The organism is Acinetobacter sp. NPDC052428 (assembly GCF_044547685.1).
Taxonomy (GTDB): Bacteria; Pseudomonadota; Gammaproteobacteria; order Pseudomonadales; family Moraxellaceae; genus Acinetobacter; species Acinetobacter lwoffii_G.
Genome location: NZ_JBIUAT010000002.1, coordinates 1 through 17399 on the forward strand (window position 1 = coordinate 1; position 17399 = coordinate 17399).

Sequence of the window (17399 nt, forward strand, 5' to 3'; positions counted from 1 at the left end):
TGATAGGTTGGATGTGGAAGCATAGTGATATGTGAAGCTGACCAATACTAATTGCTCGTGAGGCTTGACTATACAACACCCAAACAGTTGTTGTACGAACTTCGAAAGAAGTGAGGATCGATTGATTCGATATTAAACAAAACAGCTTGATTTAGTTACGCTGAACGAACAAAATACCCAACTCAGATATATCTGTTAATGAATTCTATTTGGTAGAAAGCAAGGCATCTCAATAAGACCTAGCAAGTATCCATAAACAGTTGTGCTGGCGACCATAGCAAGAGTGAACCACCTGATCCCTTCCCGAACTCAGAAGTGAAACCTCTTAGCGCTGATGGTAGTGTGGGATTACCCATGTGAGAGTAAGTCATCGCCAGCTCATTATTCCAAAATCCCCCTCCGCATTAGCAGAGGGGGATTTTTTTTATGCGTGGAATTTAGTCAAATAAATGTTATTTATGTGCTATTTCGACTGAAACATCACATAAAAATAAAATTGAGAGGCGTATACTGAACCGGTCTATGGAGCGGATATGTCCTCAAATTCATCTTCAAGCCATATTGAATATGGCTCTTCTGCTTTTAAAGCAGTGCTTTTTTCCTTATTCCTTGCTGGCTTTGCCATTTTTTCATCACTGTATTGCGTACAGCCGATGATGCCGATTCTGGCTGATTATTTCCAGGTCAGCCCGACTCAAAGTAGTTTCCCCTTATCTTTTTCTACTATTGCCTTGGCAGTTGGCCTGATTTTTACTGGACTAATTTCAGACCGACTTGGTCGTAAGCCGATTATGGTCTGGTCTCTATTTTCAGTCTCAGTATTATTGCTATTAAGTGCAATATTGCCGATCTGGTCCGTGTTTCTGACCACACGAGTAATGATTGGATTGACAGTCAGTGGTGTCGCAGCAGTCGCGATGACTTATATCGGGGAAGAAATTGCAGAAAAGGATATCGGTTTTGCCATGGGCTTATATATTTCTGGCACAGCGATAGGTGGTATGGGAGGGCGTTTAATTGCCGGAGTTTTAGTTGATTTTATCTCTTGGCAATCTGCTACTTTGTTGATTGGTATTTTAAATCTCTGTATTGCAGGCTTATTTTATTACCTCTTACCCGCTTCGCAACATTTTAAAGCCTATCCAATCAAGCTGAATCGTTTTAAAAACTCATTTAGACAGAATCTAGCTGATCCAAAACTTCGGGTTTTATTCCTGCAAGGTTTTATCTTGATGGGCTGCTTTGTCTCGGTATTTAATTATCTGAGCTATCGCTTGATCCAAGCGCCATTTGAGCTATCTCATGTCTGGATTGGTGTGATTTCGATTACTTATTTGGCCGGCATTTATAGTTCCCCTCGAGCAGCACATTGGGGGCGGCATTACGGAAAATTTAGAATATTGGCAGCCATGATCCTGATGATGCTTGTGGGCTTGTCGCTGATGCTGATCAATCAGTTGGTTGTTGTTTTTACCGGATTGCTGATTTTTACTTTTTCTTTCTTCGCTGCCCATTCTACCGCCAGTAGCTGGGTGTCGATCCAGTCGTTACAGTATCGGGCAGTCGGTTCGTCGCTGTATTTATTTTGCTATTACTTGGGTTCAAGTGTGTTGGGGAGCTCAAGCGGATTGGTGTGGGAAAATTATGGCTGGATAGGATTAACTGTGTTTATTGCCGCATTATTACTGACGGGTTTGTCATTCAGTTTAAAACTCCGTTCAAATTAGAGATTATTTCCAAGCTTTCCTCCTCATAAATAGAATCAATTTCTTTTTTGAAATATTTAAACTTTAGATTCAAGTGACAAATAGAGCGTGATTCAGTTAGTCTCTGATTTTGTATAAATTATAATCAAGCAAGCTAGGGCCGATTCATGGTAAAATAATCGGCTTTCATCTTTGATCTTATTTTTAGATCTCCTATCATCTGCCAGCCGAGAATTGCTAGCCATGTCTACTGCTTATACCATGCAGACTGCGCCAAAAGCGTTGTTTGATTACGACAAATATTGGGCGTCTTGTTTTGACCCTGCGCCATTTTTGCCGATGTCACGCGAGGAAATGGATCAACTCGGCTGGGACAGCTGTGATTTTATTTTAGTTTGTGGTGATGCTTATATCGATCATCCGTCTTTCTGTTCAGGCATTATTGGTCGTACGCTAGAAGCACAAGGCTTCCGTGTCGGCATTATTGCACAGCCAGACTGGACCAGCGTGGATGCGTTCCGCGTTTTGGGTAAACCGAATATTGCTTGGGGTGTAACAGCAGGGAATATGGATTCTATGATCAACCGTTATACGGCTGACCGTAAAATCCGTTCTGATGATGCCTATTCACCAGACAATCAGCCAAACAAACGTCCAGACCGTGCGGCAACCGTGTATTGCCAGCGTGTCCGTGAAGCTTATCCGGATGTACCGGTATTATTGGGCGGTATTGAAGCATCCTTACGTCGTATTGCGCATTATGATTACTGGTCAGACAAAGTCCGTCGTTCAGTATTGATGGATTCAAAAGCCGATCTTTTGATGTACGGTAATGGTGAGCGTTCAATCACTGAAATTATGCATCGTCTGGCACGTGGCGAGAAAATTCACGAGATTACTGATGTTCGCGGTACTGCGTTCATTGTGAATAAACACAATCGTGCCTCTAAAGCCAAGTTTGTGGAAATTGCATCGAATGATGTCGATGCCATTGGCCGTGTTGATCCAATTATTAACCCGTATGTCATGACTGAAGATATCGAGGGTTGTGAGATTGAACAAGGCAAGGATTCTAGTCAGTACCAAGGTTTCCAAAAAGAACATGTCGCCAATCCGATTGTGCGAGCAGGGGATGACCTAGATCCTGATACGCAAATTGTGCAACTGCAACCGGCTTCTAAAGCGATTAAACATAAGTTACCGCCGCGTGAATTGGCCGTAATCCGTTTGCCTGCTTTTGAAGAAGTGGCTGCAGATCCAGTGCTCTACGCACATGCCAACCGTATTCTGCATCTGGAAACCAATCCGGGGAATGCGCGTGCCATGGTGCAAAAGCATGGTGAACGTGATGTCTGGTTGAATGCACCGCCAATTCCGTTGACTACCGAAGAAATGGACTATGTGTTTGACCTGCCTTATGCACGTCTGCCGCATCCTGCTTATGGCAATGCACGTTTCCCGGCATTCGACATGATCAAGTTCTCTGTGAATATCATGCGTGGCTGTTTCGGTGGTTGTACCTTCTGTTCAATTACGGAACATGAAGGTCGTATTATTCAGAACCGTTCTGAAGAATCGATTCTGCGTGAAGTGGAAAAAATCCGTGATACCGCACCGGGCTTCACGGGTATTATCTCGGACTTGGGTGGCCCAACAGCCAATATGTATCGTTTGGCCTGTAAAGATCCTGAGATTGAAAAGAACTGTCGTAAACCGTCATGTGTATTCCCGGGCGTGTGCCAAAACCTGCATACCGACCATGCGCCATTGACGCAGTTATATCGTAAAGCACGTTCTTTACCAGGCATTAAAAAAATTCTGATTGGTTCAGGCCTACGTTATGACCTTGCGGTTTTAAACCCTGAATATGTCAAAGAACTTGTCACCCATCATGTCGGTGGTTACTTAAAAATTGCGCCTGAACATACCGAGAAAGGTCCACTCAATAAAATGATGAAGCCAGGTATTGGTACCTATGACCGCTTCAAGCAAATGTTTGATCGTTACAGTAAAGAAGCCGGTAAGGAACAATACTTGATTCCTTACTTCATCGCGGCGCATCCGGGCACCACCGATTACGACATGATGAATCTGGCGATTTGGTTGAAGAAGAATGGTTTCCGTGCCGATCAGGTACAGACCTTCTATCCATCACCGATGGCGACTGCAACTACTATGTATTACACGGGTAAAAACCCGCTGGCGAAAGTGGCGCGTTATACTGAAAATGTTGACATTGTGAAAGGTGAGAAGCGTCGTCGTTTGCACAAAGCTTTCTTGCGTTATCATGATTCAAACAACTGGCCTTTACTGCGTGAAGCCCTGAAAGAAATGGGTCGTCAGGATTTGATTGGTAATTCGAAACAGCATTTAATTCCGACTTATCAGCCTGTAGGCAGTGCAGACGGTCAGTATCAATCGGCGCGTAAGAAGAATTCGACGGTTGTCGGTGATTCGCAAAAACGTACCGGTGAGCAAGGGAATCGTAGCAAGGCTGCACAAGCTCAGTCACGTCCTTCAAATACCAAGAAACGTCCTGAGCGTGGTCAAATTCTGACCCAGCACACTGGTTTACCACCACGTGAAACGGGTGATGCCAAAAAACCGTTTGGTGGGCCAAAGCCTAAAGCGAAGCCCAAATCACGTGCATAATTAAGTTAATAAAAAGACACTTCGGTGTCTTTTTTTAGCTCTTGGGTAAAGTAACGTAGCCTGAGCTTGTTCGTTGAAAGTGTAAAAGAATATATTATTTGGACTAAGTTCTTTAAAAAAGTGATATAAAAATAACACCTTGTCGGAATTGTCCTACAGTTGGGCAGATATGTATTGCGGTCAATTCCATGGATGTTTTAGAGTGCATTATCAGTACTTTAAATCCACTTTCATTGGCATCTAGAGAGATGTCACTTTAGGTAACACAGAATCGAGTTTTGATACCGGTTGTATGGGTATTTAAACAGATTGGTTGTTGGATCTATTTAAAATAAAGCGTGGGTTTATACTGCATAACAATAAAACAAAAATGATTATAAGAATGCAAGGATTTAGGCATGACCACCTATATTATGATTGGGAGTTTCCTGCTCTTCTGTGTCGTGCTCATGGCATGGAAAAAGCTCGGAAATAATTCCAAACCACAAGACAGCGCGTTAAAGCAGCGTGCTATTTTTAACCTGAATGAGCAATTGACCTTCACTCGCCTGAGAGAAGTATTACCTGAATACATTATTCTGGCACATGTTTCCTATGATGCCTTAATGACGACTAAATTTAACCGGACTCGACATAAGTACCGCAACCTGACTGCAGATTTTGTAATTCTGGATCAGCAATATCAGATTCTGGCAGTTGTAGCGGTAGATGACCCTTTAATCCTTAAGCGTCCCCAGCAGACAGGATTCCAGGATGCATTACTGACCATGGCTGGTTATCGGGTGATCCGTTACGAGGATGTGCCGGAATATTATCAGTTGCGCCAGGACTTCTTACAGGAGCAAGCGCAAATGCAAAAAATGCCCAAATATACAGTTAGCAATGATCTGAAAAAATATTATTTATATTCGGATTTAGAGCGCAGTAAAATCAAAGCAGTCGGTTAAAACAAAAAAGCATGCCAGAAGCATGCTTTTTTTATGAGTATCGATCTTGAAACATTATTCTGGTTTAACCGCCACGACAGTCAGTTCGACCAATACCCGTGGATCATAGAGTTTTGCTTCTACACAGGTACGAGGCAGCGCTTCGATATCAGCGACCCAGGCATCCCAGACTTCATTGAAGGCTGCATAATCTTTTTCAATGTCTTTCAAATAGATGGTTACCGACATGATGTGACTTTTGTCTGTGCCGGCATCTGCCAGAAACTGGTCAATAATATCTAAAGTCTGTTGGGTTTGCCCTTTAATATCCAGTTCAACATCTGTGGCCAGCTGGCCGGCAAGATGCACCAGATTACCGGCAATAGCAATTTCCGAAAAGCGTTTCGATACGTGTAAACGTTCAACTGTCATGTTGTTCATCCTGAGTTTTGGGCATCAGGGCTGCGACCAGTGCAGTCAGCAGACAACCCACCGCCAGATAGATGGCTACATAATGCCATGAACCATCCGCCCAAATCACCAGTGCCGCTGCAATAAATGGGGTAAAACCACCCCCAATGATGCTCGCCACCTGATAGCCAACTCCGGCACCGCTGTAGCGGTATTCGGTGCCAAACAATGAGGTGAAAATCGGTTGATGGACACTGACCACCATATCGTGTGCGACGTTCGCCAGTAAAATTGCCCCGACAATGATCATCCAGGTGTTTTGTGCATCGAGCGCCATAAAAAATGGAAAGGCTGAAAGCGCACCAATCAAACCGCCCCAGACACACATTTTCTGATGATTGAATTTATCCGCCAGCCAAGCAAAAAATGGAATACTGAAACAGCTAATTACCCCGACCATCAGCGTGATATTCAGGAAGAACTGTTTGTCCATGCCTAGGTTGCTGGTGGAATAGTTCAGGGCAAAGTTGGTGACCAGATACATGGTCAGCAATTCAGTCAGACGTAAGGCAATGATATAGAAGAAAGCTTTTGGATGTTTGCTGATGGCTTGCAAGATTGGCAGCTTTTCTGGATGATGGTCTGCTTTGACCACCTTTTCTACAAATTCCTGAGATTCATCCTGATCACGGCGAATCCACATCGCCACAGCTAACAGTACGATGCTGGCCAGAAAGGGAATACGCCATGCCCACTCGGCAAAGGCTTCTTCACCCAGTGTCGCAATAATAATGGAGACTGCACCAGTGGCCAATACCAGGCCAACACCATAGCCGACCTGAACCCCGCTGCTATAAAAGGCTTTTTTACCCTTGGGTGCATTTTCAACTGCCATCAGAGCTGCGCCGCCCCATTCACCACCCACGGCAAAGCCTTGCAAGGCACGGCAAAACACCAACAGCACCGGAGCCCACCAGCCAATTGCTTCAAAATTTGGCAGCAGACCAATCCCGACCGTGGAAATTCCCATCAGGATTACCGTAAGTACCAGCATTTTTTTACGGCCGAGCTTGTCACCAAAGTGACCAAATACCACACCACCTAAAGGACGAAACAGGAAGCCGACCCCAAAGGTGGCCAGAGCCGCAAGGGTACCCATGTTCTCGCCAATACTGGGGAAAAACTGATCTTTAAAAATTAAGGCTGCAACAATGCCATAAAGGAGAAAATCATACCAATCGACAACAGCACCAACAAAACTAGACAGCGCAGCTTTACGTGCGCGTTGTTCTTGAACAACAGAAGAATTTACAGAAGACATGCAGGAGGGGATTCCATGAGTTACATCAGAGTTGCCCTGCAATATTCGGATTTGATCGTCACGCTAATCACAGGACATCATGCTGAAAGTAAAGGTGATTTTCAGCATCTCAGCACATACATGGATAATGCATTGCGCAGATAGAGTACTCTAAAAAATCAAAATGTAAAAACAAAGTTGCCGTATTTTTAAACTGATGCCTAAAACATGATCAAAAAAGGTTTAGAGTAGCAATAACTGGGTTTCAGTTTCGGGGACGCTGAGCTGATACACGCCAACACCGATCAGCCGGAATTGCATCTGCGGGGCAATATGCAGGTCATCGAGCAGTAAGTCCAAGGCTTGGGCTAATTCCTGTGGGCTACGCAGCACCTGTTTAAAACTTTTACTGTGTTGCATCACCTGAAAGTTCTTGAGTTTTAATTTGACCGTAACGCCACGAGCCGAAAGCTGTTTCTTTTGCAGGCTTTGCCATACTTGTCCAAGTAAAGGTTCCCAATAGGGGCGACATTGGTTTAGATGAAGGTCATCATCAAAAGTGGTTTCTTTGGAAATTTGCTGGCGCTCCCGTTCCACCTCAACCGGTCGTTCATCAATGCCTTGAGCATACAAAAATAGCCGCCGGCCATATTTGCCAAAATGTTGAATTAGTAAGGCTTCATCGATTTGCTGTAAATCGCCTAAAGTTTCTAGATTCAGGCTTTTCAGTTTTTCCTGAGTGACTTTACCGACGCCGGGAATTTTTTTCAGTGGCAGATCCTGGATAAAACGCTGTACCTGCGAAGGTTTAATCACACAGATCCCATTCGGTTTGTGCCAGTCCGAAGCAATTTTGGCAAGAAACTTGTTGGGTGCTACACCAGCAGAAGCGGTTAATCCGGTGGCTTGAAAAATATCCTCGCGAATTCGCATGGCGACTTCGGTAGCACTTGGGATTTGTTTTAAATTTTCTGTGACATCTAGAAAGGCCTCATCCAGAGACAGTGGCTCAATCAGGGAAGTATATTGCTGGAAGATCTGATGAATCTGTGCCGATACCTGCCGATATTTGGCAAAATCCGGCTCAATCACGATAACTTGAGGACATAGTTTGCGCGCCTGCCCCATGGACATGGCAGAACGCAGGCCATAAACCCGTGCCGGGTAGGAGGCAGCCGCGACCACCGCCCGAGGATGATGCGAGGCAATCACCACAGGTAAGTCTTTCAGTTCTGGACGTTCACGCAGCTCTACCGAGGCATAAAAGGCATCCATATCGAGATGAATAATTTTGCGCATGTTCGCTATCTTAAGGGGCTTTAATCGGATTGGGAAGCGAAGGCTGAGTTGAGTAAATAGGGTTGCGGTCCGCTGAGCAGAATGACTTTTGTCCCTTGTGTCTCGGCAGCCTGAATCAGAAGTTGCAAACTTTTTGGAGTGTCATCGGCAAGACGGGGTAAAAATTGCAGCGGCTGGTTTAACGGCTGAAAAAAATCATCCCAATGCACCGGAATCACCACTTTGAGCTTGAGGAGGTTCAGGGTTTCAGCCAGATATTGCTGCTGATAGGCATCGGATTGTCTGGAAAGCTGGGCAATGCCTAAAAACAGGGTGTCGACTTTCAGATGCTGCAATTGCTCTGGAATAAATCCGGTACTGGCCTTGACCAGAATTTTATGTCCTGCATGCTCAATCAGGTAGTCGAAACTGCCACCTTCCTTAAATTCGGAAAATTTAGCCGGAAGGGTGAAAGGCCGCAGCAGCTCTTCGCCTAAATCATCATTTATCGCTGTGGGCGGGGTATGTTGTGAGGGAATTGCCGTGGTCTGGAAATGTCCCCATTGCTGTACTTGCCCAGGCTTAATCGGCTGTAATTGCTGTGGAGTAACTTTAGGGTTTGCCCTGGCGATATTTAGGGTGCTCGGCGAACCGATGACAACGGTTTCGGGAAGCATTTCCAGTAAGGCCGGTACATCTAGCACATGGTCATAATGCGAGTGAGTAACCAGAATGACTTGGGTCCGGCTCAATTCGTGGCGTTGCACCAGTTGTTCAAGGAGTAGCCTGTCACTTTGAATAGGGCGGCTAAGTACTTGCCACAAAGATGGCCGGCTAAAGAAACCATCGATTAGGACCTGATCGTGGCCATCATCGAGTAACAGGGTGGACACACCAAAAAATTTAACGGTGAGACCGTGAACGGATGTACCGGTTTGCGGCTGCCACGCTTGAAAGTCCCTGAGTTCTCCTGAAGCTTGCAACAGATAAGCCAGTGTACCTGCGATGAGCAGGAGAAGAATTAGCAGACCGAGTAAAACGCCTTTTATCCATTTCAATCTTTTTATTTCCTTGTTGTTTTTTTTTATCAAGAACTTGTTTTCAAACGATCAGCTTTATCTCGCTTGATTCTCAGATGAAGGTATTACAATCTCATTCTTCTTGAGAAAATCATCCCATTGCTGTTCTGAGCCATAAAAAACATTCAGGTCTACCGGTGTGCTAATACCGGGAATTTTCCCCTGACTGGTATGTTGCCAAAATAGCCACGCTGGCTGATCTTTTAAATCAGGCAGACCCTTGTATTCACGTACCCAGAGCGGCACGTCGGAAAAATTTCCTGCCAGTACAATATTATAAAAAGCTTTAGAAATATAGAAAATCGGCTGCTTGCCATAATGCTTTTTCAGGGCATCGTGCATCACCTGAATTTCGTTTAAAAGCTGCTCTTTAGAATAGGTATTGATGCATTTGCTGTCATATTCCAGATCAATTACTGGCGGTAAGGCATCCGGTTTATTGGGTACGGAGTCAATAAAATTCTGGGCTTGAATGCTGCCATCGCGGCAGAGCCGGTAAAAATGATAGGCACCGACCAAAAAGCCGCGTTCACGTGCTTTCAACCAATTTTCCTGAAAACGGGTATCTTTAAAGTCGCCGCCTTCAGTGGCTTTCAGATAAACAAAATGGTATTTTTCAGGCGAAATCTGCTGCCACTGAATCTCTTTTTGATGATGCGATACATCAAAGCCCTGGATCGGATAATCAGCTGCATGGGCAGATGGTGCTTTCATCAGGCACAGATAAACCATGGCGCTAGTGATCACAGTGATCAGAATGCCCAGCCCAATCAAGAGCGATTTATTAGCTGTGTTCGGAGCCTGATTTTTTTGCATTTCCAGTCCTTGCCTATATGTGATTTAGCCTAAAACTTACAATCAGCCCGAAGTGAATATATCGCATCAAACCGGGGTATTTTTAGGAATATGCCAGAAAATATAGGCCGCAATAATATTGATACAGCCTAAACAGATTAGTGACACATGAAAAGCAGCCACCAGATTGTCGGCGCCGTAATAGGCACTCAGCATGTTCACCAGTGTTCCTGCCAGCGCCACCCCGATACTCATTGATAGCATCATGATCATCGACAGGAAACTGTTGCCGCTACTGGCATCCTGCTGGCTTAAGTCCTTTAAGGTGAGGGTATTCATCGACACGAATTGCAGTGAATTTAAAATGCCGAAGATAAAGAAATGAATCGCACGCAGCCAGATTGGGGTTTCTGCCGTGGTCAGGGCAAAACTGGCAATACACAGACCCACCAGCAAAGTATTGACCAGTAAGACCCGGCGATAGCCAAAACGCTGAATGATTTTGCGGATAATCGGTTTGGAGGCCAGCGAACCGAGCACAGTCGGAATCATCAATAAACCGGTAATAAAAGGCTCGAAACCGAATGCGACTTGCAACATGAGGGGGAGTAAAAATGGAATCGAGTTGCCGCCGAGACGGGCAAAGAAATTACCCAAAATACCAATCGCATAAATTTTATTTTTAAACAGCCGGCTGCGAAACAGGGCGTTGCTATGGGTATGCGAATGATAGGCATAAATCAGGGTGGCCAATAAACCGGCCAGAATCAGGCTCAGGCTCCACCACAGCGAGTTTTGTGGACTGGCAAAATTTTCAATTCCCAGACAGAGGCCCACCATGGCCACGACCAGCAAGATAAAGCCCCAATAATCAAAGCGAGCGACTGTAGGTTCAAGTACATTCGGCATGGCCTTAAAGGTAATCAGTGCACCCAGCAAGCCAATCGGCAAATTGATCAGGAAAATCCAATGCCAGGACAGATATTCGACCATCCAGCCACCTAGGGTCGGCCCAATTAAAGGACCAATCAGGCCGGCCAGACTCATTAGGCTCATGGCGGCCAGAAACTGGGTACGGGGAATGATCTTCAGCATGGCCAGCCGGCCTACCGGCAGCAATAATGCACCACCTATCCCTTGAAAGATCCGGTACACCAATAATTCATTCAGGCTACTTGACCAGGCACAGCCCAAAGAGGCCAAAGAGAAAATAATAATTGCAGCAAAATAGGTATTTCTGACCCCGAACCGGTCTGCCAGCCAGCCACTTAAGGGAATGCAGGCTGCCACAGACAGCACATAAGCCACAACCACACTATGCATGCGTAGCGGATCTTCCTGCAAATTTTGGGCAATTGCAGGTAGGGCGGTATTAATAATGGTGGTATCCAGCCCCTGCATGAAAAAGCCAATCGAGACCAACAAGACCAGCAGTCTGAACTCGGGATCTAAGGCTTGATGCGTAGGCGTGGCATTCATAATTCTGGAAAACTGAAAATTTTGAATAGTTTAAAGGAATCAGTCGAGTCTGTCGTATATAAAGCGTGTCAACTTTTATAGCAGTGTTGTGTCAAGTAACTGCAACCGATCTGTCATGGCACTGCAATGCTCTGGTTATAAATTGGTCACGAATTCTTCATGATAGATCAACAAAAAAATGAAATTAAAATTAAAGTCATTGATAGTGGCCATGCTGGCTGTGGGGATGGTGGCATGTGGAAGTGAGAATGAAAATGAAACACCGGTTCCAATCGTTGAGGCTACACCGAACTCGATCGAGTTAAGCAAATTAGCCGCTTATGAATCGGGTATGTTTGCGCAAAGTGCAGCAGAAATTCCGGCCTTTGATGCCGAGAGTCAACGCCTATTCGTGGTCAATGCCAAAGAAGGTGTATTAGATGTACTGGATTTAAGTCAACCTGATCAGCCGAAAAAAATAAGTTCTATCACAGTCGATGACATTGTGCCAGAGGCTGAGGTCAACAGTGTCGCGGTGCACAATGGTATTGTCGCCATTGCGATTCAGGCTGCTGTGAAAACAGACCCTGGCTATGTTGCTTTATATCAGGCCAAAGACTTGACTAAGCTGGCCCACGTACAGGTGGGTGCCTTACCGGACATGCTGACTTTCACACCGGATGGTCAAACTTTGTTGGTGGCCAATGAAGGCGAGCCTTCTGATGATTATCAGGTTGATCCAGAAGGTTCAGTGTCTGTCATTAGTCTGGCCAATTTAAAAGCCCCGATCGTTCGTACAGCAGACTTTAAGGCCTTTAATGGACGGGAAGCAGCATTGCGTGAACAGGGCATCCGCATTTTCGGACCAAAGGCCAGCGCAGCGCAGGATTTTGAACCTGAGTACATCACTGTTTCAAAAGATGGAAAAACCGCCTGGGTTGCCTTACAGGAAAATAATGCCTTGGCCAAAATTGATGTGGCTTCTGCCAAGGTGCTCGCTGTTTATCCATTTGGCTTTAAAGATCATGGCATGAAGGGTCATGGCATGGATGTCAGCGATGCGGATGGTGTCGAGGGTCAGGGCAAAATCAATATTCAAACTTGGGCCAATGTCCGTGGCTTATATATGCCAGATGCGATTGCAAGTTTCGAGGTCGCGGGTAAAACCTATATTGTGTCTGCCAATGAAGGCGATGCCCGTGCCTGGGGTGAAAACAATCCTGCATATTTCAATAACGATACCAGCCAGGGCTTTGTAGAAGAATGGCGGGTGAAACACTTGGTGCATGCTAAAGGCTTTGACCGCCGTCTGGGTGATGATTTACCAGCTCATCTTCGGGTATTGGCCGCTGGTGCAGAATTGAACCCGAATAATTTTGCGTATTGCGGTGCTATTGCAGGGGATGCCAAAGATTGTCGTGAAGATCATCTGCTGGGCCGGTTAAATATTAGTTGGACTGAAGGGTATCAAAAAAATGCCGATGGTACAGCCAAACTGAATGAACGGGGCAATCTGGTCTATGATCATTTATATAGCTTTGGTACACGCTCGGTCAGTATCTGGGTGGAAAATGATCAGCAGACTGGTTTGGATTTGGTATGGGATTCGGGCGATCAGTTTGAGCAGTATATTGCCAAACAGTATCCTGAAATTTTCAACTTTAATCATGAAGAAGCCGGACTGGATAATCGCAGTGACAATAAAGGGCCGGAACCTGAAGGGGTGACCTTGGGGCAGATTGGCCAAAAAACCTTTGCCTTTATTGGTCTGGAGCGTGTCGGTGGCATCATGGTCTATGATGTGTCTACACCTGCATCACCAATCTTCGTGCAATATATTAATTCACGTGATTTTAAAGCAACCACAGCGCAGATTGAAATGGGACAAGCCGGTGATTTAGGACCGGAAGGTTTGGTATTTATCCCCGCCAAAGACTCCCCGAATAAGAAACCACTCTTGGTGGTCGGCCATGAAGTCAGTGGCAGCACCACGATTTATCAATTAAATCTCAAGTAACCAAAAGCTTTTAGACTCAGGGCACTTCGGTGCTCTTTTTTGTAAGGTGACCGCATATATGACATTTTTGTCATTAAAATGAAATAAAACCGTCATAATCTTGGGCCAACTTTTCAGCAATGCTGAAATCTCCTCGCGTATAGGTTTGTTTTTATGACAATCGAGATTTTGATGGTGATCGGCTTTTGTTTAGCCGCTTACTCTATTGTCGGAAATGATGTACCTCAAACCCTAGGGACATTTATTTCTTCGAATTCACATCGCCCATGGTGGGTGTTGTGGATTTATATCAGCTCAATTTTAATTGTCGTATTGGTCTATGGTTGGTATGCATCTGGGGTGGGTGATGCCTCATACGGTCGTTTAGAAACGATTCCTTTCCCTGAAGGTGGTATTACCTGGCTGTATATTGTGCCGCCAATTCTCCTGTTACTACTAACCAGATACGGGATTCCAGTCAGTACCACCTTCCTGGTGCTTACGATTTTCTCTCCTGCCAGCTTAGGCTCGATGATGGTCAAATCGATGATGGGCTACGCCGTGGCCTTTATTGTGGCGATTGTCATCTATCGTTTTGTGGTCAAGCAGCTGGCACGCCATTTTGCCAAGACACGTCATCAGGAACACTCCAAGGTCTGGATGGGCTTGCAATGGGTCTCTACCGGTTTCCTGTGGAGCCAATGGCTGATTCAGGATCTGGCCAACATCTTCGTGTATGTGCCACGTCAGGTGCCGTTTGAATTCCTGATGTTTGCGATTACGGTATTCGTAGTCTTGCTGGGTGTGATTCTGTATCAACGTGGCGGGGCTATCCAAAACATTGTCGACACCAAAACCGGTGTGACCGACATTCGTGCTGCAACGATTATCGACTTCATGTATGCCATTATCCTGTTAGTTTTTAAAGAGTGGAGCAACATTCCAATGAGTACCACCTGGGTATTCCTGGGATTACTCGCAGGTCGTGAATTTGCCATGTCGATGATTCTGGATGAAGTCAACAAACATCGTACGTCACGCAATGTCAGTGCAGATGCCATGAAACTGATGTTCGGTCTGGCCATGTCGGTCATTCTGGCAACAACTTTGCCGATGTTTTATGACTTTGTGACGAATTATGGTCAATAAGTCCTGATATTAAAAATCCAATAAAAAAGCGAGCCAGGTGCTCGCTTTTTTCTTGCTTGAGAAGTTTAGACTACGAATCTTTGCGGATGGCCTAAATTGGTTAAAGTTGTATAAATTTCTTCTTCGTGTTCGCAAATGATCAGTTTGGCGCGATGCTGTGGCGGTAAAAAACCATCTTCAACGGCACGGTCCAGTTGCGCAATCAAGGCATCATAGAACCCATTGACGTTATATAGCATCATCGGTTTCTGGTGCTGGTTCAATTGGCCCCAAGTGGCAATTTCCAGAATTTCCTCAAAAGTACCTAGTCCACCTGGCAAGGCCACAAAGGCACAGGCTCGCTCAGCCATCATGGCTTTGCGTTGATGCATGCTGGTCACCACATGTAACTCTGTCAGCTGGTTATGGGCAATTTCATAGTCCAGCATAAATTCGGGAATGACGCCCACTACTTCACCACCATGCTGGATCATGGCATCCGCGACCTGTCCCATCAGGCCAATACTGGCGCCACCATAGACCAGCCCGAAACCATGTTCTGCCAGTCCTTGCGAGATTTGAAGGGCTTTTTCTAAATAAATCGGCTTGTTGCCTGCACGTGAACCACAATAGAGTGCCACTAAAGGGCGAGTTGTTTTTGGGGAGTTGTCTTTAAAATAATCTGTCATTTGAATTACGCTTTGCATTTATTTTCTTCACCTTATCATTTTTCTTTCTGGTGACTCTAGCTTAATTAATAAATATGACAATTCTGTGTGCGGCTACATTTTCACTGCAATATGGCTCAGCAAAATTCATCGATAAACAGCTATGAAAACAGGTGAATTTCAAATTGATCTTGCTATACTGAAAATTGGTTTCACAACAATAGAACGACGATGGGTAGTGGTAGTTGGCCGTTTAACTTTATAAATCTACGCCAAATAATTGATCTTATTCAATATAAAAAATTCTGTTTTGCTGTGTCACAGCGTCAGGTGATTCCATGCTGCAGTCCTGAGCTTCAGGAGTCAAGCGTATGATCTTTGAATGGATGTCAGACCCTTCAGCCTGGGTCGGTTTACTCACGTTAATTGTTCTTGAGATTGTACTCGGGATCGACAATCTGGTTTTCATTGCCATTTTGGCGGAAAAACTGCCACCAGAACAGCGTAATACTGCACGGATTGTCGGCTTAATGCTGGCCCTGCTGATGCGTTTGATCTTGCTGGCCTCGATTGCCTGGGTAGTGACCCTCACTGATCCACTGTTCCACATCTTTGATCATGCTTTCTCGGGTCGAGACCTGATTCTATTGTTTGGTGGGGTGTTCCTGCTGTTCAAAGGCACCATGGAGCTGCATGAGCGTCTGGAAGCCAGACCGGTCATCAAAGAAGAAAATCCGGTCCATGCGGTATTCTGGATGGTGATTGTCCAGATCGTGGTGTTGGACGCCGTATTCTCATTAGACAGCGTGATTACAGCAGTCGGCATGGTAAAAGACCTGTCAGTGATGATGATTGCCGTGATTATTGCCATCGGGATTATGCTCTGGGCATCCAAAGCCCTGATGGACTTTGTCAACAAGCATCCGACCGTGGTGATTCTATGTCTGGGCTTCCTGATGATGATCGGTTTCTCGCTGGTAGTGGAAGGCTTTGGTTTCCATATTCCGAAAGGCTATCTATATGCTGCGATTGGTTTCTCAGTCATTGTCGAATTTATTAACCAGACCATGAAACGCAATCAGGAAAAAATGGTGACCACCACCGACATGCGCTACCGTACTGCCTCTGCCGTAATGCGGATGCTGGGTGGTAAACCTGCTCAGGACAATGATTCGTTTGAACTGGAAGATGTTCTGGCAACCCGTGCCTTTGCCGATGAAGTCTTTAATGATGACAACGGCATCTATCATAGTGTCATGGTGCAGGGGGTGTTGGGTCTGTCTGAACGTCCAGTCAAATCGGTAATGACGCCACGTCCTGAACTGGAATGGATTGACTTGGATAATGATGCCGACAGTATTAAAGAGCAGTTATTGCAGATGAGCCACTCGCGTCTGATTATCGCGCGTGGTGAACTGGATAATATTGCCGGGGTGGTACTGACCCATAAAGTCCTCAATGAATACATTGAAACCGGGGTGCTGGATTTTGAAAAGCATTTACGTGAACCAGTGATTGTGCATGAAAATGCCCAGGTTCTGATGGTGATGGAACAATTGCGTCAAGCACCATTACAAATGGCCATTGTCCTGAATGAATATGGTTCGATTGAAGGGATTGCCACCCCGATTGATATCCTTGAAGCGATTGCCGGTGAATTTCCAGATGAAGATGAGCTGCAAGTGGCAGCAGAAAGTCTGGATGATGGCAGCCTGATTCTGGACGGTTCCACCGATATTCGTCATGTTTCCTTGCTGCTGGATCGTGATTTGGTCAATGAAACCGAAGAATATTCGACTTTATCTGGTTATGTATTGTTCCATATGGCACGTTTACCACATAGCGGTGAAAAGTTTGAAGCAGATGGGCATATCTTTGAGGTCGTGACGATGGACGGTCATAAGATCGATAAAGTGCATATCATTCCGCAGCTTCCTGCACAGGACTAGATTCTAGCCAAGGTTTGGCCTGTAAAGTTTGCTAAAATAGCCCGCATTGTCGG

The 17399-nt window shown here is 45.3% G+C and carries 14 protein-coding genes and 1 rRNA gene; 8 read left to right on the forward strand and 7 right to left on the reverse strand.

What is annotated here, in order from left to right; genetic code table 11:
• Nucleotides 1-264: 264 nt before the first annotated feature.
• From rrf to ACIG3F_RS01770, 4 genes are all read left to right on the forward strand, one after another.
• Nucleotides 265-379 (forward strand): 5S ribosomal RNA (gene rrf / locus ACIG3F_RS01755).
• A 154-nt stretch (nucleotides 380-533) separates the two neighbouring features.
• The gene (locus ACIG3F_RS01760; protein WP_396469095.1) at nucleotides 534-1727 is read left to right on the forward strand and encodes an MFS transporter; all 1194 of its coding nucleotides are present in this window, start codon (nucleotides 534-536) and stop codon (nucleotides 1725-1727) included.
• A 222-nt stretch (nucleotides 1728-1949) separates the two neighbouring features.
• Nucleotides 1950-4358, forward strand: a complete 2409-nt coding sequence (locus tag ACIG3F_RS01765; RefSeq protein ID WP_396469097.1) for a YgiQ family radical SAM protein — start codon at nucleotides 1950-1952, stop codon at nucleotides 4356-4358.
• 398 nt (nucleotides 4359-4756) lie between these two features.
• On the forward strand, nucleotides 4757-5305 hold the full coding sequence (locus ACIG3F_RS01770) for a DUF2726 domain-containing protein (RefSeq protein ID WP_396469099.1): 549 nt from the start codon (nucleotides 4757-4759) through the stop codon (nucleotides 5303-5305).
• 54 nt (nucleotides 5306-5359) lie between these two features.
• Here the strand turns inward: ACIG3F_RS01770 and ACIG3F_RS01775 are convergent, their stop codons facing one another.
• Together ACIG3F_RS01775 and shiA are read right to left on the reverse strand one after the other, a co-directional pair.
• On the reverse strand, nucleotides 5360-5716 hold the full coding sequence (locus ACIG3F_RS01775; RefSeq protein WP_005101539.1) for a RidA family protein: 357 nt from the start codon (nucleotides 5714-5716) through the stop codon (nucleotides 5360-5362).
• Complete coding sequence (shiA, locus tag ACIG3F_RS01780) at nucleotides 5706-7016, reverse strand: shikimate transporter (RefSeq protein ID WP_005249638.1); 1311 nt, start codon at nucleotides 7014-7016, stop codon at nucleotides 5706-5708. Before shiA ends, ACIG3F_RS01775 begins: the two co-directional genes overlap by 11 nt.
• A gap of 15 nt (nucleotides 7017-7031) precedes the next feature.
• Between shiA and ACIG3F_RS01785 the strand changes: the two genes are divergently transcribed.
• The gene (locus ACIG3F_RS01785) at nucleotides 7032-7160 is read left to right on the forward strand and encodes a hypothetical protein (RefSeq protein WP_005264010.1); all 129 of its coding nucleotides are present in this window, start codon (nucleotides 7032-7034) and stop codon (nucleotides 7158-7160) included.
• Between the two features lie 78 nt (nucleotides 7161-7238).
• Here ACIG3F_RS01785 and dinB read toward each other — a convergent pair whose 3' ends face one another.
• The 4 genes from dinB to mdtD all read right to left on the reverse strand — a co-directional run bounded on the left by dinB (nucleotide 7239) and on the right by mdtD (nucleotide 11626).
• Entirely contained in the window at nucleotides 7239-8294 is a 1056-nt protein-coding gene (gene dinB / locus ACIG3F_RS01790; RefSeq protein WP_005248454.1) for a DNA polymerase IV, read from the reverse strand.
• 20 nt (nucleotides 8295-8314) lie between these two features.
• Nucleotides 8315-9331, reverse strand: coding sequence for an MBL fold metallo-hydrolase (locus tag ACIG3F_RS01795; RefSeq protein WP_396469103.1), 1017 nt, complete (start codon nucleotides 9329-9331; stop codon nucleotides 8315-8317).
• A 57-nt stretch (nucleotides 9332-9388) separates the two neighbouring features.
• Nucleotides 9389-10168, reverse strand: a complete 780-nt coding sequence (locus tag ACIG3F_RS01800; protein WP_396469105.1) for a GH25 family lysozyme — start codon at nucleotides 10166-10168, stop codon at nucleotides 9389-9391.
• Between the two features lie 66 nt (nucleotides 10169-10234).
• Nucleotides 10235-11626, reverse strand: a complete 1392-nt coding sequence (gene mdtD, locus ACIG3F_RS01805) for a multidrug transporter subunit MdtD (RefSeq protein WP_216986394.1) — start codon at nucleotides 11624-11626, stop codon at nucleotides 10235-10237.
• Nucleotides 11627-11804: 178 nt separating this feature from the next.
• On the opposite strand from mdtD, the gene ACIG3F_RS01810 reads away from it, so the two are divergent.
• A complete protein-coding gene (locus ACIG3F_RS01810; RefSeq protein WP_396469108.1) occupies nucleotides 11805-13622 on the forward strand; it encodes a choice-of-anchor I family protein in 1818 nt (605 codons plus the stop codon).
• Between the two features lie 153 nt (nucleotides 13623-13775).
• Nucleotides 13776-14750 carry a hypothetical protein gene (locus ACIG3F_RS01815; protein WP_005248449.1) on the forward strand — a complete coding sequence of 325 codons (975 nt, stop codon included), beginning with the start codon at nucleotides 13776-13778 and terminating at the stop codon, nucleotides 14748-14750.
• Between the two features lie 65 nt (nucleotides 14751-14815).
• On the opposite strand, the gene ACIG3F_RS01820 is transcribed toward ACIG3F_RS01815, so the two are convergent.
• On the reverse strand, nucleotides 14816-15436 hold the full coding sequence (locus ACIG3F_RS01820) for a TIGR00730 family Rossman fold protein (RefSeq protein WP_064094686.1): 621 nt from the start codon (nucleotides 15434-15436) through the stop codon (nucleotides 14816-14818).
• A gap of 332 nt (nucleotides 15437-15768) precedes the next feature.
• Here ACIG3F_RS01820 and ACIG3F_RS01825 point away from each other — a divergent pair, with 332 nt between their 5' ends.
• The gene (locus ACIG3F_RS01825) at nucleotides 15769-17346 is read left to right on the forward strand and encodes a TerC family protein (protein ID WP_396469111.1); all 1578 of its coding nucleotides are present in this window, start codon (nucleotides 15769-15771) and stop codon (nucleotides 17344-17346) included.
• Nucleotides 17347-17399 lie beyond the last annotated feature (53 nt).